27 protein-coding genes are annotated in these 24,770 nt (G+C 63.4%); 17 read left to right on the top strand and 10 right to left on the bottom strand.

Features of this window, described 5'->3' with window-relative positions; all coding sequences use genetic code 11:
- Position 1 precedes the first annotated feature (1 nt).
- Entirely contained in the window at positions 2 to 700 is a 699-nt protein-coding gene (locus QSV36_RS17725; RefSeq protein WP_289133558.1) for an SPOR domain-containing protein, read from the top strand.
- A 134-nt stretch (positions 701 to 834) separates the two neighbouring features.
- Here QSV36_RS17725 and QSV36_RS17720 read toward each other — a convergent pair whose 3' ends face one another.
- Positions 835 to 1,254, bottom strand: coding sequence for an NINE protein (locus tag QSV36_RS17720; protein WP_225779601.1), 420 nt, complete (start codon positions 1,252 to 1,254; stop codon positions 835 to 837).
- Positions 1,255 to 1,418: 164 nt separating this feature from the next.
- Here QSV36_RS17720 and QSV36_RS17715 point away from each other — a divergent pair, with 164 nt between their 5' ends.
- Positions 1,419 to 2,048, top strand: coding sequence for a C40 family peptidase (locus QSV36_RS17715; protein WP_289133557.1), 630 nt, complete (start codon positions 1,419 to 1,421; stop codon positions 2,046 to 2,048).
- 63 nt (positions 2,049 to 2,111) lie between these two features.
- On the opposite strand, the gene QSV36_RS17710 is transcribed toward QSV36_RS17715, so the two are convergent.
- Positions 2,112 to 3,110 (bottom strand): type IV pilus twitching motility protein PilT, encoded by a 999-nt coding sequence (locus tag QSV36_RS17710; protein ID WP_289133556.1) that lies wholly within the window; start codon positions 3,108 to 3,110, stop codon positions 2,112 to 2,114.
- A gap of 65 nt (positions 3,111 to 3,175) precedes the next feature.
- On the opposite strand from QSV36_RS17710, the gene QSV36_RS17705 reads away from it, so the two are divergent.
- From QSV36_RS17705 to QSV36_RS17665, 9 genes are all read left to right on the top strand, one after another.
- Complete coding sequence (locus QSV36_RS17705) at positions 3,176 to 3,865, top strand: YggS family pyridoxal phosphate-dependent enzyme (protein ID WP_289133555.1); 690 nt, start codon at positions 3,176 to 3,178, stop codon at positions 3,863 to 3,865.
- A gap of 38 nt (positions 3,866 to 3,903) precedes the next feature.
- Complete coding sequence (gene proC, locus QSV36_RS17700) at positions 3,904 to 4,722, top strand: pyrroline-5-carboxylate reductase (RefSeq protein ID WP_289133554.1); 819 nt, start codon at positions 3,904 to 3,906, stop codon at positions 4,720 to 4,722.
- Between the two features lie 10 nt (positions 4,723 to 4,732).
- The gene (locus QSV36_RS17695) at positions 4,733 to 5,323 is read left to right on the top strand and encodes a YggT family protein (RefSeq protein ID WP_289133553.1); all 591 of its coding nucleotides are present in this window, start codon (positions 4,733 to 4,735) and stop codon (positions 5,321 to 5,323) included.
- Between the two features lie 100 nt (positions 5,324 to 5,423).
- Entirely contained in the window at positions 5,424 to 6,563 is a 1,140-nt protein-coding gene (metX, locus tag QSV36_RS17690) for a homoserine O-succinyltransferase MetX (protein WP_289133552.1), read from the top strand.
- Between the two features lie 7 nt (positions 6,564 to 6,570).
- Positions 6,571 to 7,191: a methionine biosynthesis protein MetW gene (gene metW, locus QSV36_RS17685; protein WP_289133551.1), complete on the top strand. Its 621-nt coding sequence runs from the start codon at positions 6,571 to 6,573 to the stop codon at positions 7,189 to 7,191.
- Positions 7,192 to 7,213: 22 nt separating this feature from the next.
- A complete protein-coding gene (locus QSV36_RS17680; RefSeq protein WP_289133550.1) occupies positions 7,214 to 7,648 on the top strand; it encodes a DUF4426 domain-containing protein in 435 nt (144 codons plus the stop codon).
- Positions 7,645 to 8,241: an RdgB/HAM1 family non-canonical purine NTP pyrophosphatase gene (rdgB, locus tag QSV36_RS17675; RefSeq protein ID WP_289133549.1), complete on the top strand. Its 597-nt coding sequence runs from the start codon at positions 7,645 to 7,647 to the stop codon at positions 8,239 to 8,241. The genes QSV36_RS17680 and rdgB overlap by 4 nt, the downstream gene beginning before the upstream one ends.
- A complete protein-coding gene (hemW, locus tag QSV36_RS17670) occupies positions 8,238 to 9,413 on the top strand; it encodes a radical SAM family heme chaperone HemW (protein WP_289133548.1) in 1,176 nt (391 codons plus the stop codon). Before rdgB ends, hemW begins: the two co-directional genes overlap by 4 nt.
- A gap of 9 nt (positions 9,414 to 9,422) precedes the next feature.
- On the top strand, positions 9,423 to 9,749 hold the full coding sequence (locus QSV36_RS17665; RefSeq protein WP_023378203.1) for a DUF3392 family protein: 327 nt from the start codon (positions 9,423 to 9,425) through the stop codon (positions 9,747 to 9,749).
- Between the two features lie 1,238 nt (positions 9,750 to 10,987).
- Here QSV36_RS17665 and trmB read toward each other — a convergent pair.
- From trmB to QSV36_RS17645, 4 genes are all read right to left on the bottom strand, one after another.
- Positions 10,988 to 11,710: a tRNA (guanosine(46)-N7)-methyltransferase TrmB gene (gene trmB / locus QSV36_RS17660; RefSeq protein WP_289133547.1), complete on the bottom strand. Its 723-nt coding sequence runs from the start codon at positions 11,708 to 11,710 to the stop codon at positions 10,988 to 10,990.
- 9 nt (positions 11,711 to 11,719) lie between these two features.
- Positions 11,720 to 12,514 carry a thiazole synthase gene (locus tag QSV36_RS17655; protein WP_043208630.1) on the bottom strand — a complete coding sequence of 265 codons (795 nt, stop codon included), beginning with the start codon at positions 12,512 to 12,514 and terminating at the stop codon, positions 11,720 to 11,722.
- A gap of 54 nt (positions 12,515 to 12,568) precedes the next feature.
- Positions 12,569 to 12,769 carry a sulfur carrier protein ThiS gene (thiS, locus tag QSV36_RS17650; RefSeq protein ID WP_003257817.1) on the bottom strand — a complete coding sequence of 67 codons (201 nt, stop codon included), beginning with the start codon at positions 12,767 to 12,769 and terminating at the stop codon, positions 12,569 to 12,571.
- 102 nt (positions 12,770 to 12,871) lie between these two features.
- Positions 12,872 to 13,243 (bottom strand): DUF423 domain-containing protein, encoded by a 372-nt coding sequence (locus tag QSV36_RS17645; RefSeq protein WP_289133546.1) that lies wholly within the window; start codon positions 13,241 to 13,243, stop codon positions 12,872 to 12,874.
- Between the two features lie 64 nt (positions 13,244 to 13,307).
- On the opposite strand from QSV36_RS17645, the gene mtgA reads away from it, so the two are divergent.
- Positions 13,308 to 14,018: a monofunctional biosynthetic peptidoglycan transglycosylase gene (gene mtgA / locus QSV36_RS17640; protein ID WP_289133545.1), complete on the top strand. Its 711-nt coding sequence runs from the start codon at positions 13,308 to 13,310 to the stop codon at positions 14,016 to 14,018.
- A gap of 106 nt (positions 14,019 to 14,124) precedes the next feature.
- Here mtgA and rpoH read toward each other — a convergent pair whose 3' ends face one another.
- The 4 genes from rpoH to ftsY all read right to left on the bottom strand — a co-directional run bounded on the left by rpoH (position 14,125) and on the right by ftsY (position 18,319).
- The gene (gene rpoH / locus QSV36_RS17635) at positions 14,125 to 14,979 is read right to left on the bottom strand and encodes an RNA polymerase sigma factor RpoH (protein WP_170033417.1); all 855 of its coding nucleotides are present in this window, start codon (positions 14,977 to 14,979) and stop codon (positions 14,125 to 14,127) included.
- Positions 14,980 to 15,090: 111 nt separating this feature from the next.
- Positions 15,091 to 16,116, bottom strand: a complete 1,026-nt coding sequence (gene ftsX / locus QSV36_RS17630; RefSeq protein ID WP_200626478.1) for a permease-like cell division protein FtsX — start codon at positions 16,114 to 16,116, stop codon at positions 15,091 to 15,093.
- On the bottom strand, positions 16,113 to 16,784 hold the full coding sequence (ftsE, locus tag QSV36_RS17625) for a cell division ATP-binding protein FtsE (RefSeq protein WP_056794328.1): 672 nt from the start codon (positions 16,782 to 16,784) through the stop codon (positions 16,113 to 16,115). The genes ftsX and ftsE overlap by 4 nt, the downstream gene beginning before the upstream one ends.
- Before the next feature lie 2 nt (positions 16,785 to 16,786).
- A complete protein-coding gene (ftsY, locus tag QSV36_RS17620) occupies positions 16,787 to 18,319 on the bottom strand; it encodes a signal recognition particle-docking protein FtsY (protein ID WP_289133544.1) in 1,533 nt (510 codons plus the stop codon).
- Positions 18,320 to 18,550: 231 nt separating this feature from the next.
- Between ftsY and QSV36_RS17615 the strand changes: the two genes are divergently transcribed.
- From QSV36_RS17615 to QSV36_RS17595, 5 genes are all read left to right on the top strand, one after another.
- Positions 18,551 to 19,906, top strand: a complete 1,356-nt coding sequence (locus QSV36_RS17615; protein ID WP_289133543.1) for a M16 family metallopeptidase — start codon at positions 18,551 to 18,553, stop codon at positions 19,904 to 19,906.
- Positions 19,899 to 21,389: a M16 family metallopeptidase gene (locus QSV36_RS17610; RefSeq protein WP_289133542.1), complete on the top strand. Its 1,491-nt coding sequence runs from the start codon at positions 19,899 to 19,901 to the stop codon at positions 21,387 to 21,389. The genes QSV36_RS17615 and QSV36_RS17610 overlap by 8 nt, the downstream gene beginning before the upstream one ends.
- Positions 21,389 to 21,991, top strand: a complete 603-nt coding sequence (gene rsmD, locus QSV36_RS17605) for a 16S rRNA (guanine(966)-N(2))-methyltransferase RsmD (protein ID WP_289133541.1) — start codon at positions 21,389 to 21,391, stop codon at positions 21,989 to 21,991. The genes QSV36_RS17610 and rsmD overlap by 1 nt, the downstream gene beginning before the upstream one ends.
- A gap of 91 nt (positions 21,992 to 22,082) precedes the next feature.
- Positions 22,083 to 23,384 carry a M16 family metallopeptidase gene (locus tag QSV36_RS17600; protein ID WP_289133540.1) on the top strand — a complete coding sequence of 434 codons (1,302 nt, stop codon included), beginning with the start codon at positions 22,083 to 22,085 and terminating at the stop codon, positions 23,382 to 23,384.
- On the top strand, positions 23,377 to 24,750 hold the full coding sequence (locus tag QSV36_RS17595) for a M16 family metallopeptidase (RefSeq protein ID WP_289133539.1): 1,374 nt from the start codon (positions 23,377 to 23,379) through the stop codon (positions 24,748 to 24,750). The genes QSV36_RS17600 and QSV36_RS17595 overlap by 8 nt, the downstream gene beginning before the upstream one ends.
- The last annotated feature ends 20 nt before the right edge of the window (positions 24,751 to 24,770 follow it).

The following is a 24,770-nucleotide window of genomic DNA, read 5'->3' as shown; positions in this document are numbered from 1 at the left end:
GTTGGCTGCCAAAAAAAAACCTGCCCCAAAACGCGGCGCCAGCCGCCAGACGGCACCGGCCAAGCAGCCGATTCCCGGCTGGGTATGGCTGGCGGTCGGCCTGACCGTAGGCGCGTTCATCGTGTTCCTGATGAAGCTCGAGCCTGGTGGCGAAGACATCAAGCGGGCCAAGCCCGAGCAGCAGAAGTCAGAGAAAGTGGCCGAGGCCGGCAAGGCGGCGCCGGCCACGCCGCAGCAGCCGGTGAAGCCGAAGTATGACTTCTATACCCTGCTGCCGGAGACCGAGGTGATCGTGCCGCCGGAAGCCGTACCCGAGAAAACACCGCCCGTCCCGGCCCAGCCGGTGACACCGGTGACCCCTGCCGAAGCGGCGAAGATCGACACGGCGCGCGCCCAGGCGGCGTTGATGGGCCAGACCCCGCCACCGGCACCACCGGTGATCAAGCCGGCGGCAACCACCCAGTTCTTCCTGCAGGCCGGCTCGTTCCGCAAGCAGGCTGACGCCGACAAGGTACGCGCGCAGATCATCCTGCTGGGCCAGGCGGTGAAGGTGGAATCGGGCACGGTCAAGGACGAAACCTGGTACCGCGTCATGGTCGGCCCGTTCAGTAACCGCGAACAGCTGACCGGGGCCCAGAAGCAACTGGCCGGGGCCGGTTTCAGCAACCTGTTGCTGCAACAGCGGCAGACTCGCCAGTAACCTGTGTGGGGCGCCTTGCGCCCCTGTCGCGACACAAGCCTGCTTCTACAGGCATCGGGCAAATCCTGTCGGGTGGTCGCGCTCCTTTCAGGAGCGGCCACGTGTCGCGATGGGCTGCAACGCGCCCTGGGCCCTCAAGCTCGTCCCGCATTCCGCTCGGACACCTGGCTGTTCAACGTCCAGAAGTCGTACAGCACGCCCACCAGGCAGAGCCCGCCGGTGAAGAAGTAGATGATCGCGGTCACCCACTTGCCCTGGTACAACCGGTGCAGGCCGAACACCCCGAGAAAGGTCAGCAGAATCCAGGCGATGTTGTAGTCGATGCGCCCGGACTGGAACCTCAGGTCGGCCTCACGGTCCATGGACGGGATCAGGAACAGGTCGATCAACCAGCCGATGCCCAGCAGGCCCAGGGTCAGGAACCAGATGGTGCCGGTAACGGGCTTGCCGTAGTAGAAGCGATGCGACCCGGTGAAGCCGAAAATCCACAACAGGTAGCCAATGGTCTTGCTGTGGGTATCGTGAAACGGCGCTCCCTGTTGATAACTGTTCATGCATAGCTCCTGCGGCTTATCCAAAAATTTTCTAAAAAAAAATGTGACTTTCTCGTCGCAGGCCGACGTACGGTCCCCGGCCAGTCGACCAACGGATCAAAGATTGATCAAAAAGCTGTTATAAAGTTGCGCGCCTAACACAACTATTCATAAGAGCTTCATCTATGCCGCCTTTACTCAAGACATGGCTGACCCTCTGCCTATTATTGCCCCTGGCCGCCCACGCCACCAATCGTGAGCAACGTCTTCCCAATGGTTTCACCGGCTACACCGCCAACGCCTCGGTGAGACACGCGCCGGTCAAGCAGACCGCGCTGCGTACCCGTCCAGGCAATGCAGCCAGCAGCAGCCGCAGCGTGCCAGCCATTGCCATGTCGCCGAAGCAGAGCAGCGATGTGCTCAGCCGTGCGGTGAATGTGCTAGGCACCCCTTATGTCTGGGGCGGCAGCAGCCCGAAGAAAGGCTTCGACTGCAGCGGCCTGGTCAAGTACGCCTTCAATGATGTCGCCGACGTCGACCTGCCGCGGACCTCGAACGCCATGGCCCAGGGCCACGGGGTCAAGGTGGCCAAGGGTGACCTCAAGCCTGGTGATCTGATCTTCTTCAATATCAAGAGCCGTCGGGTGAACCACGTTGCCATCTACCTGGGCAATGACCGCTTCATCCATGCCCCGCGCCGTGGCAAACGGGTGAGCATCGACACCCTGAGCAAACCTTACTGGCAGAAGCACTATGTAGTGGCCAAACGGGTGCTGCCGAAAGAACAGCCACAGCTGAACCTGGCCAAGCGCTGATCGCTCCTCGGCCTGCTTTGTTGTCCCCATCGCTGGCTAGCCGGCGATGGGGCCGATGAAAAACTAGCAATCCTTGATCACTCCCTTCCCCTTCAACACCCGCAACGCCGCCTCCATCGTCCGCATCCCTTCTGCACCACCCGCCTGCATCACCGAACACAATTGCGCCATACGTCCCTCCCGCACCAGATTGCGCACCGCTGGCGTCGCCACCAGCACCTCCCGCGCAGCAACCCGTCCGCCACCCAAACGCCCGACCAGCACCTGCGCCACTACAACGCGCAACACATCAGCCAGCATCGTCCGTACCAGCGCCTTCTCTTCGGCCGCAAACACCTCCACGAGGCGGTCGATGCTGTTGGCCGCCGAGCGGGTGTGCACGGTTGCCAGCACCAAGTGGCCGGTCTCGGCTGCGCGCAACGCCAGGCGGATGGTTTCCAGGTCGCGCAGTTCGCCGATCATGATCACATCCGGGTCCTGGCGCAGCGCACTGCGTAGCCCCTGTGGATAACCTTCGCAATGGCGGCCGATCTCACGCTGGGTGACCAGGCTGCGCTGGCTGCTGTGGATGACTTCGATCGGGTCTTCAAGCGTGATGATGTGTAGCGCCCGGCTCCGGTTCAGCTGGTCGAGCAATGTCGCCAGGGTGCTGGACTTGCCGCTGCCGGTTGGCCCACCTACCACGATCAGGCCATCCTGGCACTGCGCAACAGCTTGAAACACATCCTCCAGCTCGAGCTCATCGAGCGTGGCGATGCGCCCCGGGATCAGGCGAAAGGTGACTGCCAAGCCATGCAACTGGCGATACAGGTTCAGCCGAAAGCGCCCCAGCATGGGCAGTTCCAGCGCCAGGTCCAGTTCACCACCCTGGGCCCATTGCCGTTGCTGGTCCGTATCCAACAGGGTCGCCATACCTTCGTTCAAGGCGGCCGCAGCCAAGGCCGGCATGGCCATGCGCTGCAACGCGCCATCCAGGCGCAACATCGGTATCTGGCCCGCCACCAGGTGCAGGTCGGAAGCTCCTGCATCCACGGCCTGGGCCAACAGGTCGGTCACTTCCATGAGACTCCCCAAAGGCTTGCAAGTCGGTAGAATGCCGCAAACCCTAAAGCCGTCGGCATCAGTCCATGTCCACCCTAGCAGACAACCTTTCCGCCATTTCCGCCCGTATCGCCAGCGCTGCCCAGGCTGCCGGGCGTGATCCGGCCAGCGTCCAGCTGCTGGCCGTGAGCAAGACCAAGCCCGCCAGTGCCATCCGCGAAATCCACGCCGCTGGCGTTTGTGATGTCGGGGAAAACTACCTACAAGAAGCACTGACAAAGCAGCAGGCACTCAGCGACTTGCCCTTGATCTGGCACTTCATCGGCCCCATTCAGTCGAACAAGACCAAAGCCATCGCCGAACATTTCGACTGGGTACATTCCGTGGACCGTCTGAAGATTGCCCAACGCCTGTCGGAACAGCGTCCTGCCGGGCTGGCGCCGCTGAATATCTGCCTGCAGGTGAACGTCAGCGGCGAAGACAGCAAATCCGGCTGCGCACCGGCTGAGCTGGCGGCCCTGGCCAAGGCGGTAGCCGCGCTGCCCAACCTGCAGCTGCGCGGGTTGATGGCCATTCCCGAACCCACCGATGACCGCGCCGCCCAGGAGGCCGCCTTTGCTACCCTGCGCCAGTTGCAGGAAAGCCTGGGCCTTGGCTTGGACACCCTGTCCATGGGCATGAGCCACGACCTGGAAGCGGCCATTGCCCAGGGCGCGACGTGGGTGCGTATCGGTACTGCCCTGTTCGGTGCCCGCGATTACAGCGGCCACGCCTGATCCCATGCTTTACTCACTCTTTCCAACAAGGACCTGACATGAGCAAGACACGTATTGCCTTTATCGGCGCCGGCAACATGGCCGCCAGCCTGATCGGTGGTCTGCGTGCCCAGGGCCTGGACGCCTCGCAGATCCGCGCCAGCGACCCGGGCGCCGAGACCCGCAGCCGCATCCAGGCCGAACACGGCATCGAAACCTTCGAGAACAACGCCCAGGCCATCGACGGCGCCGACGTGATCGTGCTGGCGGTCAAGCCGCAGGTCATGAAAGCCGTGTGTCAGACGCTGCAAGCGCACCTGCAGGATGGCCAGCTGATCGTTTCCATCGCCGCTGGCATTACCTGCGCCAGCCTGCAAAGCTGGCTTGGCGCTCGCCCGGTGGTCCGCTGCATGCCCAACACCCCCGCACTGCTGCGCCAAGGCGTGAGCGGCCTGTACGCGACCGCAGAGGTTTCCGCCGAGCAGCGCCAGCAGGCCGAGCAACTGCTGTCGGCCGTGGGTACCGCCCTGTGGCTGCAGCAGGAACAGCAACTGGACGCCGTGACAGCGGTCTCCGGCAGCGGCCCGGCGTATTTCTTCCTGCTGATCGAGGCCATGACCGCAGCAGGCGAAAAGCTCGGCCTGCCACGCGAAACTGCCTCTCAGCTGACCTTGCAGACGGCCTTGGGCGCTGCGCACATGGCGGTCGCCAGCGATGTCGATGCTGCTGAGCTGCGCCGCCGTGTCACCTCGCCCGCCGGTACCACCGAGGCAGCGATCAAATCGTTCCAGGCCAGCGGTTTCGAAGCCATCGTCGAACAGGCCCTGCAGGCCGCCGCCACACGCTCTGCGCAGCTGGCCGAACAACTGGGCAAATAAGGAGTTCCAGATGAATGCACTGTCCGGCGCCGCGATCTTCGTGGTGCAAACCCTGGTCAGCCTGTACCTGGTGATCGTCCTGCTGCGCTTCGTGCTGCAGCTGGTCAAGGCCAACTTCTACAACCCGCTTTGCCAGTTCGCGGTACGCGCCACCCAGCCGCTGCTCAGGCCGATTCGCCGGGTCATCCCCAGTGTCGGCGGGCTGGACACCTCGTCGCTGCTGCTTTCGGTGGTCATCCAGGCGCTGTTGATGGGCTTCGTGCTGATGGTCACCTACGGTACCTTCGGCGATATCCTGCACCTGCTGATGTGGGCAATCATCGGTATCACCTCGCTGTTCCTGAAGATTTTCTGGGTGGCGATGATCGTCATGGTGATCGTTTCCTGGGTAGCCCCCAACAGCCACAACCCGGCCGCCGAACTGGCCTACCAGATCAGCGAACCAGTGCTGGCACCGTTCCGCCGCATCGTGCCCAACCTGGGCGGCATGGACATCTCGCCAATCTTCGCCTTCCTCGCGATCCAGGTGATCCAGTCGTTCGTGATGCCGCCGCTGGCCGCCTACGCCGGCATGCCACAAGAGCTGTGGCGGATGATCTGAGCCGCCCCCGGCCCTGGTTGCTTTCCAGCGGCAAGCCTCTGCTTGCCGCTGGGGGTAGCGCTCTTTAGACTGACGCCTCCGTCAAGCGTGAGCAGGGTCGATGTCCACTGTCTTTCCCGAAGATTCCGTCGGTCTGGTAGTACCGCAAACAGCCCGGTTCGATGAATCGCTGGCCCTGGCCTGTGGCCGCTCGCTGGCCAGCTATGAACTGGTCTACGAAACCTATGGCACCCTCAACGCCAGCGCCAGCAACGCCGTGCTGATCTGCCATGCCCTGTCCGGCCACCACCATGCCGCTGGCTACCATGCCGCCACCGACCGCAAGCCGGGCTGGTGGGACAGCTGCATCGGCCCTGGCAAGCCGATCGACACCAACCGCTTCTTCGTGGTCAGCCTGAACAACCTGGGCGGCTGCAACGGCAGTACCGGCCCCAGCAGCATCAACCCGGCCACCGGCAAGCCCTATGGCGCCGATTTCCCGGTGCTGACCGTGGAAGACTGGGTACATAGCCAGGTGCGCCTGGCCGAACGCCTGGGCATCCAGCAATGGGCTGCCGTGGTCGGCGGCAGCCTGGGCGGCATGCAGGCGCTGCAGTGGACCATCAGCTACCCCGAGCGCGTGCGCCATTGTGTCGATATCGCCTCGGCGCCCAAGCTGTCGGCACAGAACATCGCCTTCAACGAAGTGGCGCGCCAGGCCATCCTCACCGACCCTGAATTCCACGGTGGTTCGTTCCAGGACCAGGGCGTGATCCCCAAGCGGGGCCTGATGCTGGCGCGCATGGTCGGCCACATCACCTACCTGTCCGACGACTCGATGGGCGAGAAATTCGGCCGTGAGCTGAAGAGCGACAAGCTCAACTACGACTTCCACAGCGTCGAATTCCAGGTCGAAAGCTACTTGCGCTACCAGGGCGAAGAGTTTTCCGGGCGTTTCGACGCCAACACCTACCTGCTGATGACCAAGGCGCTGGACTACTTCGACCCGGCTGCTGCCCATGGCGGCGACCTGGCGGCCACCCTGGCCCACGTCAAGGCGGACTACTGCATCATGTCGTTCACCACCGACTGGCGCTTCTCCCCGGCCCGCTCGCGCGAAATCGTCAACGCCCTGATGGCCGCGCGCAAGAACGTCTGCTACCTGGAGATCGACTCGCCGTATGGACACGATGCCTTCCTGATCCCCACGCCTCGCTACATGCAGGGTTTCGCGAACTACATGAACCGCATTGCCATCTGAGGACAGCATGAGAGCCGATCTGGAAATCATCCACGACTGGATCCCCGCCGGCAGCCGGGTACTCGACCTGGGCTGCGGCAATGGTGAACTGCTGGCCTCGCTGCGTGACCGCAAGCAGGTCACCGGTTATGGCCTGGAGATCGACGCCGACAACATCGCCGCCTGCGTGGCCAAGGGCGTCAATGTTATCGAGCAGGACCTGGACAAAGGCCTGGGCAACTTCGCCAGCAACAGTTTCGACGTGGTGATCATGACCCAGGCCCTGCAGGCCGTGGAGTACCCCGACCGCATCCTTGACGAGATGCTGCGCGTGGGCCGCCAGTGCATCATCACCTTCCCTAACTTCGGCCACTGGCGTTGCCGCTGGTACCTGGCAACCAAGGGCCGCATGCCAGTGTCGGACTTCATGCCGTACACCTGGTACAACACGCCGAACATCCACTTCTGCACCTTTGCCGACTTCGAAGAACTGGTGCACCAGCGCAAGGCCAAGGTGCTTGACCGCCTGGCTGTCGACCACTTGCACCGCAATGGGTGGGGTGGCCGGCTTTGGCCTAATCTTCTAGGTGAGATTGGTATCTACCGCGTCAGCAGCCCGGGCCTGCAAGAGCACCAGCTCGCTGTCTGACGCCCAGCGGAGGAACCACCCCATGCGTCGCCTAGCCTTGTTCCTGATCAGCCTGTGCCTGGCCTTGCCGGTGCTGGCTGCCGATGCAGCCCGCCCCGAGCGCAAGGAAGTGTTTGGCGACGTGACGGTACACTACAGCGCGTTTACTTCAAGCATGCTGACACCGGAGGTGGCTGCGGCCACCGGGCTGGTGCGCAGCAAGAACCAGGGCGTGCTCAACATTGCCGTGCTCCGGGCCAACAAACCCGCCATCGCGGTAGTCAGCGGCACAGTCAAGGACCTGACCGGGCGCAGCAGCCCGCTGTCGTTCAAGCAGATCAACGAGCAAGGCGCGGTGTACTACATCGCCCAGTTCAAGATCGACCAGGCAGAGACCGTCACCTTCGACCTCAACATCGAAACCGGCGGCATCAGCAATTCCCTCAGCTTCAACCAGGAAGTGTTCCCAGGCGAATGATGAATTTCCAGCAACTCGTATTGGCCAGCCACAACGCAGGCAAACTCAAGGAACTCCAGGCCATGCTTGGCGCATCGGTGCAGTTGCGCTCGATCGGCGAGTTCAGCCAGGTAGAGCCGGAAGAAACCGGCCTGTCGTTCGTCGAGAACGCCATCCTCAAGGCGCGTAATGCCGCACGCATTTCCGGCCTGCCGGCCCTGGCCGACGATTCGGGCCTGGCAGTGGACTTCCTTGGCGGTGCGCCCGGTATCTATTCGGCACGCTATGCCGACGGCAAGGGTGACGCGGCAAACAACGCCAAGCTGCTCGAAGCCCTGAAGGACGTGCCCGAAGCCGAACGCGGTGCGCAGTTCGTCTGCGTGCTGGCACTGGTGCGCCATGCCGACGACCCGCTGCCGATCCTGTGCGAAGGCCTGTGGCACGGGCGCATCATGTTCGAGGCCAGCGGCGCGCACGGCTTTGGCTATGACCCGCTGTTCTGGGTACCGGAGCGCGGCTGCTCCAGCGCCGAACTGGCCCCTGCGGAGAAGAACCAGCTCAGCCACCGCGCGCGCGCCATGGCCCTGCTGCGTCAACGTCTGGGCCTGGCATGATCGACACGCTGTCCACCCCCGGCGCGGCGGGCTTCACCAGCTTGCCGCCGCTGGCGCTGTATATCCATATCCCGTGGTGCGTACGCAAATGCCCGTACTGCGACTTCAACTCCCATGCCGCCGGGCCTGATCTTCCAGAAGATGCCTATGTCGCAGCCCTGCTGAGCGACCTCGACCAGGAATTGGCCGCGGTGCAAGGCCGGCCGATCAGTTCGATCTTCTTCGGTGGCGGTACGCCCAGCCTGTTCAGCGCCGATGCCCTCGGCCGGCTGCTGCGAGGCGTGGAGCAACGCATTGCGTTTGCCCCAGACATCGAAATCACCCTGGAGGCCAACCCGGGCACGTTCGAGCAGGACAAGTTCAAGGCCTACCGGCAAACCGGCATCAACCGCCTGTCGATCGGTGTGCAGAGCTTCCAGCCAGCCAAGCTGCAGGCGCTCGGGCGCATCCACAATGGCGATGAAGCGGTCCGCGCCGCCGGCATGGCGCGTGCCGCCGGCTTCGACAACTTCAACATGGACCTGATGCACGGCCTGCCCGAGCAGTCGCTGGACGACGCGCTGGGCGACCTGCGCCAGGCGATCGAACTGGGGCCCACGCACCTGTCGTGGTACCAGCTGACGGTAGAGCCGAACACGGTGTTCTGGAACCAGCCACCGGAGCTGCCCGAGGACGACATCCTCTGGGACATCCAGGAAGCCGGCCAGGCGCTGATGGCCGAGCACGGCTTCCGCCAGTACGAAGTCTCGGCCTATGCCCAGGCGGGTCGCGCCGCGCGGCACAACCTCAATTACTGGCGCTTTGGCGACTTCATCGGCATCGGTGCCGGTGCCCACGGCAAACTGACCTTTGCCGACGGGCGCATCCTGCGCACCTGGAAAACCCGCCTGCCCAAGGACTACCTGAACCTGGCCAAGCCGTTCAAGGCCGGCGAAAAGCTGCTGCCGGTCGACGAACTGCCGTTCGAGTTCCTGATGAATGCCCTGCGCCTGACTGATGGTGTCGAGGCTGAACTGTTCACCCAGCGCACCGGGTTGCCTCTGGAACAGCTGCGCGAAGCGCGGCGCGCCGCCGAACAAAAGGGCCTTTTGCAGGTCGAAGCGGATCGACTGGTGGCAACGCCACGAGGCCAGCTGTTCCTCAATGACCTGCTGCAGTATTTCTTGAGCTAAGGATGACCCATGGATCTGGTACTTGATCTGCTCGCGACGGTTTCGCGCTGGAGCCGCAGCAACTTGTCGGAGATTTCGCTGGCCTTGGTAGGCTGCCTGCTGGTGCTGTTCGGCACCGATATCAAAGGCTGGGTGGAACAGCGCCTGGGCGGTTTGGCCGGCGCCCTGCGCGTGCCATTCATGGCCTTGCTGGTGATGATCGGCAGTGGTGCGGCGTTGATCTATGCCACACCATGGGTGGTGAAGGGGTTGGGCCAGTTCAACAACTATGCGCTGGCGCCGGTGTTGCTGGTGGTGCTGGTGCTGATCGGCGTTGTGGCGGACCGCCGCGGCTGAGCCGCAGTCTTGCTCAAATATTCAAAGCTGGCGTTATTCCTGTGGGAGCGGGCTTGCCCCGCGAACACCGGCGAAGCCGGTGCCATCCTCCGCGTCGCCTGCTTCGCGGGGTAAACCCGCTCCCACAGGTACTGCGCTGGCTTCGAGTTGCACTACACCTGTGGAGCAACTGTCTTGCTCAAACGTCCAAAGCTGGCGTTATTCCTGTAGGAGCGGGCTTGCTCCGCGAACACCGGCACAGCCGGTGCCATCCTCCGCGTCGCCTGCTTCGCGGGGTAAACCCGCTCCCACAGGTACTGCGCTGGCTTCGAGTTGCACTACACCTGTGGAGCAACTGTCTTGCTCAAATGTCCAAAGCTGGCGTTATTCCTGTGGGAGCGGGCTTGCCCCGCGAACACCGGCACAGCCGGTGCCATCCTCCGCGTCGCCTGCTTCGCGGGGTAAACCCGCTCCCACAGCTACTGCGCTGGCTTCGAGTTGCACTACACCTGTAGGAGCAACTGTCTTGCTCAAATATTCAAAGCTGGCGTTATTCCTGTAGGAGCGGGCTTGCCCCGCGAACACCGGCGAAGCCGGTGCCATCCTCCGCGTCGCCTGCTTCGCGTGGTAAACCCGCTCCCACAGGTACTGCGCTGGCTTCGAGTTGCACTACACCTGTAGGAGCAACTGTCTTACTCAAATGTCCAAAGCTGGCGTTATTCCTGTAGGAGCGGGCTTGCCCCGCGAACATCGGCACAGCCGGTGCCATCCTCCGCGTCGCCTGCTTCGAGGGGTAAACCCGCTCCCACAAGTACTGCGCTGGCTTCGAGTTGCACTACACCTGTGGAAGCAACTGTTGCTCAAATGTCCAAGGCTGGCGTTATTCCTGTGGGAGCGGGCTTGCCCCGCGAACACGGGCGAAGCCTGTGCCATCCACTGCGTCGCCTGCTTCGCGGGTAAACCCGCTCCCACACCGGAACGGTCTTGAACACAATCAAGATCTGGACAAGCCTCAAGACGCGACTCAGCGCATCAGGCAAACGCTTCATATGCCTTGGCCCCCGAATTGGCGGGCCAATCTTCCAGCGTCTAACCGGTACTTCGATGCCTTCGAAAAGCATGGGAATGTTTTTCGGTGATACCCAAGGGCGAAGGATGCTCAGTCTTGTCGCTCCCATAAAAAAACCGCTCTTCTCAGAGCGGTTTTTCTTCGCCTGCACTTCTGCAGGCCTCAGCACATCGAACGGCTACCCAGCCAATCAATCCACCTTCTCGAACTTCAAATCCCAAACCCCATGCCCCAGCCGCTCGCCGCGGCGTTCGAACTTGGTGATCGGGCGCTCTTCCGGGCGTGGCACATAGGTGCCGTCGGCCGCACGGTTGCGATAGCCCGGGGCCGCGCTCATCACTTCCAGCATGTACTCGGCATAGGGCTCCCAGTCGGTAGCCATGTGCAACACACCGCCCGGCTTGAGCTTGCGCCGCACCAGCTCGGCGAACTCCAGCTGAACGATGCGGCGCTTGTGGTGGCGTGCCTTGTGCCATGGGTCGGGGAAGAACAGCATCAGCCGGTCGAGGCTGTTGTCCGCCACGCAGCGGTTCAGCACTTCGATAGCATCGCAGTCATACACCCGCAGGTTCTTCAGCCCCTGGGTCAGCACGCCGTTGAGCAGCGCGCCCACGCCGGGGCGGTGCACTTCCACACCGATAAAATCCTGCTCCGGCGCGGCAGCCGCCATTTCCAGCAGCGAATGCCCCATGCCGAAGCCGATCTCCAGGGTGCGCGGCGCCGAACGGCCGAACACCTGGTCGTAGTCCACCGGGCTGTCGGCCAGCGGCAGGATGTACAGCGGGCCACCCTGCTCCAGGCCGCGTTGCTGGCCTTCGGTCATGCGCCCGGCGCGCATCACGAAACTCTTGATGCGGCGGTGCGGGCGGGCTTCGCCGTCAGGGGTGCTCGGCGTATCGTGCGATTCAGTCATCAGGGGCTCTTACTTGATCAGACCTTCCAGCGGCGAGGAGGCGCTGGCATAGAGTTTCTTCGGCATACGGCCGGCCAGGTAGGCCATGCGGCCGGCGACGATGGCGTGCTTCATGGCCTCGGCCATCAGTACCGGCTGTTGGGCGTGGGCAATGGCCGAATTCATCAGCACCGCTTCGCAGCCCATTTCCATGGCAATGGTGGCGTCGGAAGCAGTACCCACGCCGGCATCGACCAGCACCGGCACCTTGGATTCTTCCAGGATGATCTGCAGGTTGTAGGGGTTGCAGATACCCAGGCCGGTACCGATCAGGCCAGCCAGGGGCATGACCGCGATGCAGCCGGCTTCGGCCAGCTGGCGGGCGATGATCGGGTCGTCGCTGGTGTAGACCATCACGTCGAAACCATCCTTGACCAGCACTTCGGCGGCCTTGAGGGTTTCGATCACGTTGGGGAACAGGGTTTTCTGGTCAGCCAGTACTTCCAGCTTGACCAGGTTGTGGCCATCCAGCAGTTCGCGGGCCAGACGGCAGGTACGCACGGCCTCGACCGCGTCATAGCAGCCGGCGGTGTTCGGCAGAATGGTGTAGCGATCCGGTGGCAACACGTCGAGCAGGTTCGGCTCGCCCGGGTTCTGGCCGATATTGGTGCGGCGCACGGCAACGGTGACGATCTCGGCACCCGAGGCCTCTATGGCCAGGCGGGTTTCCTCCATGTCACGGTACTTGCCGGTACCGACCAGCAGGCGCGACTGGAAGGTGCGCCCGGCCAGGGTGAAGGGCTTGTCGCTACGAACGTTGCTCATGGTTGTTCCTCGGGAAAAGGTTGCAGGGCTTGCAGGTGAACCGCCGGGCCGCGGTCAGCCGCCACCAATGGCGTGGACCACCTCAACCTGGTCGCCATCATTCAGCAGCGTGCTGTCGTGCTGGCTACGCGGCACGATATCCAGGTTCAGTTCCACCGCGACGCGACGCCCGGTCAGCTCCAGGCGGGCCAAGAGGGCTGCGACGGACTCGCCAGCGGGCAATTCGTAAGGTTCACCGTTCAATTGAATGCGCATGCGCACGGCCACCATTGTGCTTTGGGGCCCGCATTCTAGCGCCGAACCGCCCTGCAACCCAAGGGCGGTGCACGCCATTAGTCGCGATTGTGGACTACTTGGTCAGCCTAGCCGCCAGGCCGCCAGGCCCAGGCACAACCAGCCGGCGAGGAAGCACAGCCCGCCAAGCGGGGTGATGATACCGAGCTTGCCCAGGCCGCTGAGGGTGAGCAGGTACAGGCTGCCGGAGAACAGCACTATGCCCACGGCAAACAGCGCGCCCGCCCAGCCCACCAGGCGCCCAGGCAAGTGGGCCGAGAGCACCGCGACCCCGAGGATCGCCAGGGCGTGCACCAGCTGGTAGGTCACACCAGTCTGGAAGATCGCCAGGTAGTCGGTTGTCAGCCGGCTTTTCAGGCCGTGAGCCGCAAACGCGCCCAAGGCGACACCGGTAAAGCCGAAAAAGGCGGCAAGCATCAGGAAGCTGCGAAGCATGGGACGACTCCTTGGATCGGGTCTGTATAATGGCCCCTTCCACCCGTACGGCCAAGCCATCGCCATGCTGCCAACCCTTCTCCGCCGCCTCTCCCGTGCCCTGCTCTGGTTCGCTGCCGGCAGCATCGTGCTGGTGCTGGTGTTCCGCTGGGTGCCACCACCCGGTACAGCGTTGATGGTCGAGCGTAAGGTGCAGTCGTGGGTGAATGGCGAGCCAATCGACCTGCAGCGGGACTGGGAGCCCTGGGAGAACATCTCTGACGAGCTCAAGGTCGCGGTCATCGCTGGCGAGGACCAGAAGTTCGCCAACCACTGGGGCTTTGACATTCCGGCCATACAGGCGGCGCTAGCCTACAACGAGCGCGGCGGCAACATTCGCGGTGCCAGCACCCTGACCCAGCAGGTGGCCAAGAACCTGTTCCTGTGGTCCGGGCGCAGCTGGTTGCGCAAAGGGCTGGAGGCCTGGTTCACCGCACTGATCGAGCTGTTCTGGTCGAAGGAACGGATTCTCGAGGTCTACCTGAACAGTGCCGAATGGGGCAAGGGTGTGTTCGGCGCCCAGGCGGCGGCGCGTTACCACTTTGGCGTTGATGCCAGCCGACTCAGCCGCCAGCAGGCCGCGCAGCTGGCGGCAGTGCTGCCAAGCCCGATCAAGTGGAGTGCCAGTCGGCCGAGCGCCTATGTGGCCAGCCGGGCCGGATGGATTCGGCGGCAGATGAGCCAGCTGGGTGGGCCCAGCTATCTGATGCAGCTCGATTCTTCGCACAGGTTTTAAGCCGCGCAGCCGTTTCGTGACGCATAGCGGCGCCAAACCTAATAGCCTGAAAAAAAAAGCCGCTTACCCGATCAGGGCCAGCGGCTTTCTTTCAACCAAAACTCGATCAGGCAGCGATCAATGCCTTGACCTTGTTCATCGCATTCTTCTCCAACTGGCGAATCCGCTCAGCCGAAACGCTGTACTTATCGGCCAACTCATGCAGCGTGGCCTTTTCTTCGGCCAGCCAGCGCTGATACAGAATGTCGCGGCTACGCTCGTCCAACCCTTGCAGCGCTTCGTGCAGGTTGCTGGTGGAGTTGTCGCTCCAGTCGGCATCCTCCAGCTGCATCGCCGGGTCGTAGCGGTGGTCTTCCAGGTAGTGCGCAGGCGACTGGAAGGCGCTGTCGTCGTCAGCTTCCGCTGCCGGGTCGAAGGCCATGTCCTGGCCGCTCAGGCGGCTTTCCATCTCGCGCACTTCACGCGGCTCAACGCCCAGGCTTTCCGCCACGCGATGCACTTCGTCGTTGCTCAGCCAGGCCAGACGCTTCTTCTGGCTGCGCAGGTTGAAGAACAGCTTGCGCTGGGCCTTGGTGGTGGCCACCTTGACGATGCGCCAGTTGCGCAGGATGAACTCGTGGATCTCCGCCTTGATCCAGTGCACGGCGAACGACACCAGGCGCACACCCATTTCCGGGTTGAAGCGCTTGACGGCTTTCATCAAGCCGACGTTGCCTTCCTGGATCAGGTCGGCCTGGGCCAGCCCGTAGCCGGCGTAGCTACGGGCGATATGTACGACGAAACGCAGGTGGGCCATCACCATTTGGCGAGCGGCCTCGACATCCTGCTCATAATAGAGACGCTCGCCCAGATCACGCTCCTGCTCGACCGTCAGCAGCGGAATGCTGTTGACCGTGTGCACATAGGCTTCCAGGTTTGCACCGGGTACCAGGGCATAGGCAGGTTGCAACGATGTGGTCATTCAAGAACCTCCGACTTACCAGACTCGCGCCTTGTGGGCGCTGCCAACATTGACCTGGAACGACGGTACAAGTTCCATAGTGAAGAATCTGTCAATGCTGGCACTTAAAAACTATCGCGGCGCCAGCTCGTTCAGGTGGCGGGCGACTGCAATCCATGCACCGATATACCCCAACAGCACCGCTCCGATCAAGAGCGACAGACCATCGGACGCCGGCACCCCGCCCAGGGCGAAGTCACTGCCGTACAGCCCGGAAAGCCCTACCACCGCCTCGTTCAGCCAGTTCAGGCCAAACGCCAGGATACCCCAGGCCAACAGGCCCGCGCCCAGGCCATACAGGGCGCCCATGTACAGGAAAGGCCGCCGCACGTAGGCGTCGGTCCCACCAACCAGCTTGATCACTTCGATCTCGGTGCGGCGGTTTTCAATATGTAGCCGAATTGTGTTACCGATTACTAACAGCAGGGCAGAAATCAGCATCACAGCCAAGCCGAAGACGAAACGGTCACCCAGCTTGAGGATCGCCGCCAGGCGCTCGACCCACAGCAGGTCGAGCTGCGCCACCTCAACCCGTGGCAGCTCGGACAAGCGCTGACGCAAGGCTTCCAGCGCCGGTTTGTCGACCTCGGTGGGGGTCACCACGACCACCCCTGGCAGCGGGTTGTCGGGCAGTTCACGCAGGGCTTCGCCCAGGCCCGACTGCTGCTGGAATTCCTCCAGCGCCTGCTCGCGGCTGACATACAGCGCGTCAGCCACACCGGGCATGCCCTTGATCTCGTCGCGCAGCGCCTCGCCTTCGCGGCTGCCGGCATCGAGCTTGAGGTACAGCGAAATCTGCGCGGCGCGCTGCCACGAGCCACCAAGCTTTTCGACGTTCTTCAGCAGTAGCGACAGGCCCATGGGCATGCTCAGCGCTACCGCCATTACCAGGCAAGTGAAGAAGCTGCCGATCGGCTGCTTGCCCAGACGACGCAGGCTGTCGGCCAGGCTGGCACGGTGGCTTTCCAGCCAGGCATGCAGCAGCGTGCGGAAATCCGGGCCGTCATCGTCATCACCGTGTTTTTTCTTTGCCGGTTGCGGATCGGCCGGCTTCGGCGCGACCCGCTCGGAAACTTTTGGTGTGCGTGTAGTGGTCATTGCCCGGCCTCCCCATCGCCGATCAAGCGGCCGCGCTGCAAGGTCAGCATGCGGTGGCGCATGCGCGCAATCAGTGCCAGGTCGTGGCTGGCGATCAATACCGTGGTGCCCAGGCGGTTGATGTCCTCGAACACGCCCATGATCTCCGCAGCCAGCCGTGGGTCGAGGTTACCGGTGGGTTCGTCGGCCAGCAGCAGGGCCGGCTGATGCACGATGGCGCGGGCGATACCCACCCGCTGTTGCTGCCCGGTGGACAGGTCGGCCGGGAACAGCTCGCCTTTGTCGGCCAGCGACACACGCTCCAGGGCCGAGTCCACGCGCTTGGCGACCTCGGCCTTGGACAGGCCGAGAATCTGCAGGGGCAGGGCGATGTTGTTGAACACGGTGCGGTCGAACAACAGCTGATGGTTCTGGAATACCACGCCAATCTGCCGGCGCAGGAATGGGATCTGTGCATTGCTGATCTGCCCCAGGTCCTGCCCGGCCAGCATCAGCTTGCCGCTGGTCGGACGTTCCATGGCCAGCAGCAGACGCAGCAAGGTACTTTTGCCAGCACCCGAGTGGCCGGTGACGAACAGGAATTCGCCCCGGCGCGCCCGGAAACTCAGCTCATGCAAACCCACATGACCATTGGGATAACGCTTGGCAACCTGTTCGAATCGAATCATGGTCAGTCTCGCTCGGCGAACAGAGCCTTGACGAACAGCTCGGCTTCGAAGGTGCGCAAGTCGTCGATGCCTTCACCGACACCGATGAAGCGGATCGGCAACTTGAACTGCTTGGCCAGGGCGAAGATCACCCCGCCCTTGGCGGTGCCGTCCAGCTTGGTCAGGGCCAGGCCGGTCAGTTCGACGCTCTGGTTGAAGTACTTGGCCTGGCTGATAGCGTTCTGGCCGGTACCGGCATCCAGCACCAGCAGCACCTCGTGCGGTGCTTCGGCGTCGAGCTTGCCGATAACCCGGCGGACCTTCTTCAGCTCTTCCATCAGGTTGTCTTTGGTATGCAGGCGGCCGGCGGTATCGGCAATCAGCACGTCGACGCCACGGGCCTTGGCAGCCTGCACGGCGTCGAAGATCACCGAGGCGGAATCGGCCCCGGTGTGCTGGGCGATCACCGGGATCTGGTTGCGCTCGCCCCACACCTGCAACTGCTCGACCGCCGCGGCACGGAAGGTGTCACCGGCGGCCAGCATCACTTTCTTGCCTTCGAGTTGCAGCTTCTTGGCCAGTTTGCCGATGGTGGTGGTCTTGCCGGCGCCGTTCACGCCAACCACCAGAATCACGTAAGGCTTGTTCTGCGCCTGCACCACCAGCGGCTGTTCGACGGGACGCAGCAACGCAGCCAGTTCTTCCTGCAGCGATTTGTACAGGGCGTCGGCGTCGGCCAGCTGCTTGCGGGCGACCTTCTGGGTCAGGTTCTGGACGATGGTCGAGGTCGCTTCCACGCCGACGTCGGCGGTCAGCAGGCGGGTCTCGATTTCGTCGAGCAGGTCGTCATCGATGACTTTCTTGCCCAGGAACAGGCTGGCCATGCCCTCGCCGATGCTGGCGCTGGTCTTCGACAGGCCCTGCTTGAGGCGTGCGAAGAAGCCGGGCTTGGCCTGCTCGGTCGGTGCAGGTGCAGGTGCAGATTCGACCGGCGCTGCGGCCGCAGCCACAGGAGCGACGGGTTCTGGCGCAGGACGTTCCGGAATGGCAGGCGGGGCCTTCGGCTCCAGGTCCGGTACCAACGCCACAGGTTCCTCAGCGACCGGCAGTACCAGGTTGCTGACCGGCGCAGCAGGTTCGACCACGGCAGCAGGCTCGACCGGAGCCGTCTGCAAGGGTACGGATGCAATCGGCTGCGGCGTTGGCGCCAGCAGTGGCTGGGAGGCGACCGATTCAGGCTCGGGGGCCTGCAACGGCTGGGAAGCCACCGGTTCGGGTGTCGGCGCCTGGGCTACCGGGGGCTGGGCGGCTTCGGCGAGCTGCTGCGGCTCGACCTGTACCGGGGTCGCGGGGGCCTGGACGGGCTCAGCGGCCTGCGGCGCTTCGCCGAGAGGGGCCTCTACCGGAGCGGCTGCAGGCTGCTCGACGGCGTGGCTCTCGTGCGCGGGCGAGCCCGCCCCCACGGGTTGCTGCGGCTTCTTGCGAAACCAGCTGAACAGGCCTTTCTTCTCACCAGCCTCGGCCGGTGCTTTTTTGTCGTCATTGGAACCAAACATGGAAGACGGCTATCTCAGGGTAGCGATGGGCCAGCTACGGCGCATCGGGAATTCTCTCTACGCAGAACAGACTATCTTGAAGCCGGCTGGTTCATGCGCAACGTTTTGTCTTGATGTCCTGTGGGCCAGAACGGCGACAGGCATGGTCGCCAGGCAACCGGATCAGTATCCTAGCACCTCCTGGCCCACCGACGCTAAACCCGGCGGGCCGCCGAACAGGTTAAACACCGTATGAATGCTCTAGCCCGCCGCGCCGCAGGCCTGTTGCTCGGCACGCTGTGCCTGCCGCTGGCAGCCTTCGCCGCCGATGTGCAACCCACCCACGAATTCATCCTCGACAACGGCCTGAAAGTGGTCGTGCGCGAGGACCATCGCGCCCCGGTGGCGGTCTCGCAGATCTGGTACAAGGTTGGCTCCAGCTACGAAACCCCGGGCCAGACCGGCCTGTCCCACGCGCTGGAACACATGATGTTCAAAGGCAGCGCCAAGGTCGGCCCTGGCGAGGCATCGCGCATCCTGCGGGACATCGGTGCCGAGGAAAACGCCTTTACCAGCGATGACTACACCGCCTATTACCAGGTGCTGGCGCGCGACCGCCTGCCGGTGGCCCTGGAGCTGGAGGCCGACCGCCTGGCCAGCCTGCGCCTGCCAGCTGACGAGTTCAGCCGCGAAATCGAGGTGATCAAGGAAGAACGCCGCCTGCGCACCGACGACCAGCCCAACGCCAAGGCGTTCGAGCTGTTCCGCGCCATGGCCTACCCGGCCAGCGGCTATCACACGCCGACCATCGGCTGGATGGCCGACCTCGAACGCATGAAGGTCGAAGAGCTGCGCCGCTGGTATGAATCCTGGTACGCCCCCAACAATGCCACCCTGGTCGTCGTGGGTGACGTCAGCGTCGACGAGGTCAGGGCCCTGGCACAGAAGTACTTCGGCAGCATCCCCAGGCGTGCCGTGCCGCCAGCCAAGTTGCCCCTGGAACTGGCCGAGCCCGGCCAGCGCCAGCTGACCCTACACGTACGCACCCAACTGCCCAGCCTGATCTACGGTTTCAACGTCCCCGGCCTGGCCACTGCCAAGGACCCACGCACGGTACATGCCCTGCGCCTGATCTCGGCGCTGCTTGATGGCGGCTACAGCGCGCGCATGCCGGCGCGCCTGGAGCGTGGCCAGGAGCTGGTGGCCGGCGCTTCGTCCAGCTACAACGCCTTCACCCGCGGCGACAGCCTGTTCCTGATCTCGGCCACACCGAACGTGCAGAAGCACAAGTCCCTGGCGGACGTGGAAAAGGGCATCTGGCAGCTGCTGGATGAGCTCAAGACCACCCCGCCCAGCACCGAGGAACTCGAGCGCGTGCGCGCCCAGGTCATCGCCGGCCTGGTCTACGACCGAGATTCCATCAGCAGCCAGGCCACCACCATCGGTCAGCTGGAAACTGTTGGCCTGTCGTGGAAGCTGATCGACACCGAACTGGAGGAGCTCGAGCGCATTACCCCGCAGGACATCCAGAACGCCGCGCGCACCTACTTCACCCGCGAACGCCTGAGCGTTGCCCATGTACTGCCCGAGGAGTCCGCTCATGAGTGACCGCCGCGCACCACGCCCAACCCTGCTGGCCACCGGTATCCGTGCCTTGGTCCTGGCGACCGTGCTGGCCAGCCCGGCCATGGCCGACACCATCGCCAAGGCTGAAAGCAACGCCGCACGCCCGGCCAACACCCTGCAGTCGCTGGCCGAGCTGGATGGCAAGGCGCCCAGCCGGCGCCAGCTGAACATCCAGCACTGGAGTACCGCTGAAGGCGCCCGGGTGCTGTTCGTCGAAGCCCGCGAGCTGCCCATGTTCGACCTGCGCGTAACCTTCGCTGCCGGTAGCAGCCAGGATGGCGGCGTGCCAGGCCTGGCGGCCCTGACCAACGCCATGCTCAACGAAGGTGTGGCCGGCAAGGACGTGACCGCCATTGCCGAAGGCTTCGAAGGCCTGGGCGCAGACTTTGGCAACGGCTCCTACCGCGACATGGCCGTGGCCTCGCTGCGCAGCCTCAGCGCCAAGGACAAGCGTGACGCGGCGTTGAAGCTGTTTACCGAGGTGGCCGGCAAACCGACCTTCCCGGCAGACGCCCTCAAGCGCATCAAGAACCAGATGCTGGCCGGCTTCGAATACGACAAGCAGAACCCCGGCAAGATCGCTGGCAAGGCCCTGTTCGCCAGGCTCTATGGCGACCACCCCTATGCCCACCCCAGCGACGGTACCGCGGAAAGCATCAACGGCATCACCCTGGCCCAGCTGCGCGCCTTCCACGCCAAAGCCTATACCGGTGGCAACGCAGTCATCGCCCTGGTCGGCGACCTCAGCCGCGCCGAGGCCGAAGCCATCGCCGCCCAAGTGTCCGCCGGCCTGCCCAAGGGCCCGGCACTGGCTGCCCCCGCCCAGCCCACTGAAGCCAAGGCAGGCCTCACCCACATCGACTTCCCGTCCAAGCAGACCCACCTGATGCTGGCCGAGCTTGGTATCGATCGTCAGGACCCGGACTGGCCAGCCCTGTCACTGGGCAACCAGATCCTCGGCGGTGGCGCGTTTGGCACCCGGCTGATGACCGAGGTTCGGGAGAAACGCGGCCTGACCTACGGCGTATACTCGGCATTCAGCCCGATGCAGGTACGCGGCCCGTTCATGATCAACCTGCAGACCCGTGCCGAGCTGAGCGAAGGCACACTCAAGCTGGTGCAGGACATTCTTGCCGACTACCTCAAGGCCGGTCCCACCCAGCAAGAGCTGGACGATGCCAAGCGCGAGCTGGCCGGCAGTTTCCCGCTGTCCAATGCCAGCAACGCCAGCATCGTCGGCCAGTTGGGCGCAATTGGCTTCTACAACCTGCCGTTGACCTGGCTGGAGGACTTCATGCAGCAGTCCCAGGCGCTCACCGTCGAACAGGTCAAGGCGGCCATGAACAAACACCTGTCAGCCGATAAACTGGTGATCGTCACCGTGGGCCCGAAAGTGCCACAGAAACCGCTGCCAGCACCTACCGACAAACCCTCCGGGCAAGCGCTCGGGGTACCGGAGCACTAATGCCAAGAACCACCCCTCCCGCCCGCCCGCAACCGGGCCAGAGCAAGGGCCAGGGTCACCTGCGTATCATCGCCGGCGAGTGGCGCAGCCGCCGCCTGGCGGTTCCGGATGGCGAAGGCCTGCGGCCAACGCCTGACCGCGTGCGCGAAACCCTGTTCAACTGGCTGGCCCCTCATATCGAGGGCGCCCGTGTGCTGGACGCGTTTACCGGCAGCGGTGCCCTGGTGCTCGAAGCCTTGTCCCGCGGGGCCGAGGACGCCGTAGCGCTGGACAGCAACCCGGCCGCCATCGCCAACCTGAAGAACAACCTCGAAATCCTGCGCTGCCCACGCGGGCAGATCCTGCAGACCGATGCCCTGCGCTATCTGCAGGGTCCGGCCAAGCAGCAGTTCGACGTAGTGTTCCTCGACCCGCCATTCCATCAGGACCTGCTGGCCAACACCTGTAACCTGCTGGAGCAGAACCAGTGGCTGCAGGAACAGGCCTGGGTCTACACCGAAAGCGAAAGCGCGCCGTCGACCTTGCAGCTGCCTGGCAACTGGCGCCTGCACCGCGAGAAGAAAACCGGCCAGGTATACTACGCACTCTGGCAACGGGCCTGACCGGTAGCACGGGTTGGCCTATTTAGTTACCGCCAACCCACCCGCACCATCGCTGAAGCTGCTTCTTCGTTCTTGAAGGAGCACTTCAACCATGACTGATCGCCCCTCCCCGCACACACCGACAAGTGCGGTGCAATCGTTGATCCTCGACAACGGTTTGCGCGTCTACCTGCGCGAAGACCACCGTGCCCCGCTGGTCAGCGTGCAGCTTTGGTATCACGTCGGGTCCAGTTACGAACCGCAGGGCCACACCGGCCTGTCCCACGCACTGGAGCATCTGCTGTTCGAAGGCAGCAGCAAGCTGGCGCCAGGCGAATACTCGACGCTCATGACCCATCTTGGGGGCAATCCAAACGCCTTCACGTTCTCGGATGCCACCGTCTTCCCGCTCACATTGCCGGCCAGCCGCGTGGAAATTGCCCTGGAGTCCATGGCCGATGTGATGGCCAGCGCCACCCTCAGCGATTTGCCGTTTACCAGGGAACTGGCGGTAGTCATGGCCGAGCGCCGTGAAAATGTCGACAACAACCCGCTGGCACTTGCGCTGGAGCATCACCAGTTGCTGACCTATGGCAATTCCGGCTATGGCACGCCTGTGATTGGTCACAAACTCGATCTTGAGCATATAACGCCGGCGGCGGCCCAAACCTGGTACCAGACCTGGTATCACCCGAATAACGCCACGCTCGCGGTGGCCGGCGACATCACCCTGCCGCAGCTGCAAACACTCGTTACTCGGCATTTTGCCAACATACCGGCCTATCGCCTGCCCACGCGCCAGGTACCGATGGGCCACCCCGGCCCGACCAGGCGCCAGCAGACCCTGCGCCTGCCTGGTCTGTACACGGGCACAATCCTCGGGTTCAACCTGCCCAGCCAGCGCACCGCCGGTTCAGATGCGCAAGCCTATGCGCTGCGCTTACTGCCGGAAATTCTTGCCGACGGCCATGCCAGCAGGTTGCAGCGGCTGCTGGTGCTGGACGAGCCGCTACTCCAGGGCATGCGGGTGAACTATGAGCCTTGGCAACGCGGCGACAGCACGTTGGCCCTTTATGCATTCTGCAGCCCGCACGTCGCACCAGAGGCCGCTGCTGAGCGATTGATGCTCGAGATCGGAGCGTTTCGCCAAGCGGCACCTGCCAAGCAGGAGCTTGAACGCGCCAAGGCACGCCTGCTGGCCAGACAATTGTTCGAACGGGATGACATCGACAAACAGGCGCATGCCATCGGCAAACAGGCGGCCTGCGGGCTGGACCCGGTTGCTCTGGATGACGAGCGACAAGCCATAGAGGCTGTGACGGCAGAACAAGTGGGCCAGGCTGCCTACGACTACCTTACCGAATCCCGAGCTGCCATGACTTTCATGCACTCCAAGGAGAGCACCCATGCATGACACCATTTCGACTGCCCAACAATCAGCTGTTGCCAACAGTGTTGGTAGCAGCTTGCTGTCCACCCAAGGGGTTGACCTGGACCAGTTCGAAAGCCCGCATGTGCCAGTCCGGGCCTGGACCACGATGGCCGGCACAGGCGTGAAGTTCATCGAGGCCCATGGTCTGCCAATTGTCGATGTGGTATTGCGTTTCAAGGCTGGTACCAGCCAGGATACCGACCGGTCCGGCCTGGCAGCCCTGACGTTCTACATGCTGGAGGAAGGCAGCCAGCGGCATACGGCCGCCGAGCGGACAGAGCATCTGGAGCGCCTGGGCGCAATCACCCAAAAAGCGATACGCCTGGAGCATGCCACGCTCAGTTTGCTCAGTCTTAGCAACACGACAAGGCTCGACGCGGCACTGGGGCTGTTTATCGATCTGGTCGCACATCCCGCGTTCCAGCCGTCTGAACTGGACAAGATAAAACCGCAGTTACAACACCTGAATGCATCGCGCGAACGGCAGCCTGGCGTGAAGGCACGCAACGAAGCATTCCGTCATCTGTTCAATAGTCATCCTTACAGCAATGTGCTGGGAAGCACTCCGCAGGGGATAGAAGCCGTAACTGTGGATGATCTGCGCAGCTTCCATCAACGCGCCTATGCTGCCAGCAACCTTGAAATGGTCATGGTGGGGGACCTCTCCTTGAGCGAAGCCCAAGCCATCGCTCAACGGATCAGCCAAGCTCTGCCCCAGGGCTGGACAGCCGCTGAGATGCCGGAAGTACCAGCGGTAACCAGCGCAACGATCAACGTCCAGCAACCCGGTGAAAGCGCCGCAAATGTGCTTGCACTGCCCATGAACGTGCCGGCCAATGACCCAGAGTTCATGCCTCTGATTTTGGCCAGCGAAATACTTTCAGGGGGGTTGGAGTCCCGCTTGATGATGGAGTTGCGCCAACGTCGCGGCCTGACCTACGGCATTTACAGCACGGTAAAGCCTTTGAGTGCGGGAGGGTTGTTCGCAGTCGAGTGGGAAATCGCGCCGCAATATCTCCAAGGCTCGCAGGTCCTGGTAGAGACCTTGCTGCGTGAGTTCATCGACAAGGGGCCAACCCAGGCGGAATTGCGAATCGCCCGCAAGCAGCTGACCGGTACCTTGCTGCGTGCCGTGGCGCGCAACCAGAGCCTGGCCGAGTTGCTCACCGAGGTCACCCATCAACGCCAGCCCGCCGATCATCTAAACACCTACGTCGAGCGCATCAGTGCGATCACTCCGGCTGATGTGCGCTCGGTCATGCAACGTCGGCTTGATCTCAACCACAAGGTACTGGTCAGCGTCGGCCCTGGCGTCGAGCAGCAACCGCTGCCGCCTACCGACCAATAGCGCACGTACAATGGCGCTGT

The organism is Pseudomonas sp. BCRC 81390 (assembly GCF_030341915.1).
GTDB lineage: Bacteria > Pseudomonadota > Gammaproteobacteria > Pseudomonadales > Pseudomonadaceae > Aquipseudomonas.
The sequence above is the reverse complement of the archived record's forward strand: the minus strand, read 5'-3'. Positions and strand labels throughout refer to the sequence as shown.

What these genes read in the sequence shown, in the direction of transcription:
- ftsY (WP_289133544.1), bottom strand. Translation starts at nt 18,319, where the DNA reads ATGTTTGGTTCCAATGACGACAAAAAAGCACCGGCCGAGGCTGGTGAG.
- QSV36_RS17655 (WP_043208630.1), bottom strand. Translation starts at nt 12,514, where the DNA reads ATGAGCAACGTTCGTAGCGACAAGCCCTTCACCCTGGCCGGGCGCACC.
- thiS (WP_003257817.1), bottom strand. Translation starts at nt 12,769, where the DNA reads ATGCGCATTCAATTGAACGGTGAACCTTACGAATTGCCCGCTGGCGAG.
- QSV36_RS17595 (WP_289133539.1), top strand. Translation starts at nt 23,377, where the DNA reads ATGCATGACACCATTTCGACTGCCCAACAATCAGCTGTTGCCAACAGT.
- QSV36_RS17665 (WP_023378203.1), top strand. Translation starts at nt 9,423, where the DNA reads ATGGATCTGGTACTTGATCTGCTCGCGACGGTTTCGCGCTGGAGCCGC.
- rdgB (WP_289133549.1), top strand. Translation starts at nt 7,645, where the DNA reads ATGATGAATTTCCAGCAACTCGTATTGGCCAGCCACAACGCAGGCAAA.
- trmB (WP_289133547.1), bottom strand. Translation starts at nt 11,710, where the DNA reads ATGACTGAATCGCACGATACGCCGAGCACCCCTGACGGCGAAGCCCGC.
- proC (WP_289133554.1), top strand. Translation starts at nt 3,904, where the DNA reads ATGAGCAAGACACGTATTGCCTTTATCGGCGCCGGCAACATGGCCGCC.
- QSV36_RS17715 (WP_289133557.1), top strand. Translation starts at nt 1,419, where the DNA reads ATGCCGCCTTTACTCAAGACATGGCTGACCCTCTGCCTATTATTGCCC.
- QSV36_RS17680 (WP_289133550.1), top strand. Translation starts at nt 7,214, where the DNA reads ATGCGTCGCCTAGCCTTGTTCCTGATCAGCCTGTGCCTGGCCTTGCCG.
- QSV36_RS17705 (WP_289133555.1), top strand. Translation starts at nt 3,176, where the DNA reads ATGTCCACCCTAGCAGACAACCTTTCCGCCATTTCCGCCCGTATCGCC.
- rpoH (WP_170033417.1), bottom strand. Translation starts at nt 14,979, where the DNA reads ATGACCACATCGTTGCAACCTGCCTATGCCCTGGTACCCGGTGCAAAC.
- QSV36_RS17710 (WP_289133556.1), bottom strand. Translation starts at nt 3,110, where the DNA reads ATGGAAGTGACCGACCTGTTGGCCCAGGCCGTGGATGCAGGAGCTTCC.
- QSV36_RS17610 (WP_289133542.1), top strand. Translation starts at nt 19,899, where the DNA reads ATGAGTGACCGCCGCGCACCACGCCCAACCCTGCTGGCCACCGGTATC.
- ftsE (WP_056794328.1), bottom strand. Translation starts at nt 16,784, where the DNA reads ATGATTCGATTCGAACAGGTTGCCAAGCGTTATCCCAATGGTCATGTG.
- QSV36_RS17695 (WP_289133553.1), top strand. Translation starts at nt 4,733, where the DNA reads ATGAATGCACTGTCCGGCGCCGCGATCTTCGTGGTGCAAACCCTGGTC.
- QSV36_RS17615 (WP_289133543.1), top strand. Translation starts at nt 18,551, where the DNA reads ATGAATGCTCTAGCCCGCCGCGCCGCAGGCCTGTTGCTCGGCACGCTG.
- hemW (WP_289133548.1), top strand. Translation starts at nt 8,238, where the DNA reads ATGATCGACACGCTGTCCACCCCCGGCGCGGCGGGCTTCACCAGCTTG.
- rsmD (WP_289133541.1), top strand. Translation starts at nt 21,389, where the DNA reads ATGCCAAGAACCACCCCTCCCGCCCGCCCGCAACCGGGCCAGAGCAAG.
- ftsX (WP_200626478.1), bottom strand. Translation starts at nt 16,116, where the DNA reads ATGACCACTACACGCACACCAAAAGTTTCCGAGCGGGTCGCGCCGAAG.
- QSV36_RS17720 (WP_225779601.1), bottom strand. Translation starts at nt 1,254, where the DNA reads ATGAACAGTTATCAACAGGGAGCGCCGTTTCACGATACCCACAGCAAG.
- mtgA (WP_289133545.1), top strand. Translation starts at nt 13,308, where the DNA reads ATGCTGCCAACCCTTCTCCGCCGCCTCTCCCGTGCCCTGCTCTGGTTC.
- metW (WP_289133551.1), top strand. Translation starts at nt 6,571, where the DNA reads ATGAGAGCCGATCTGGAAATCATCCACGACTGGATCCCCGCCGGCAGC.
- QSV36_RS17645 (WP_289133546.1), bottom strand. Translation starts at nt 13,243, where the DNA reads ATGCTTCGCAGCTTCCTGATGCTTGCCGCCTTTTTCGGCTTTACCGGT.
- QSV36_RS17600 (WP_289133540.1), top strand. Translation starts at nt 22,083, where the DNA reads ATGACTGATCGCCCCTCCCCGCACACACCGACAAGTGCGGTGCAATCG.
- metX (WP_289133552.1), top strand. Translation starts at nt 5,424, where the DNA reads ATGTCCACTGTCTTTCCCGAAGATTCCGTCGGTCTGGTAGTACCGCAA.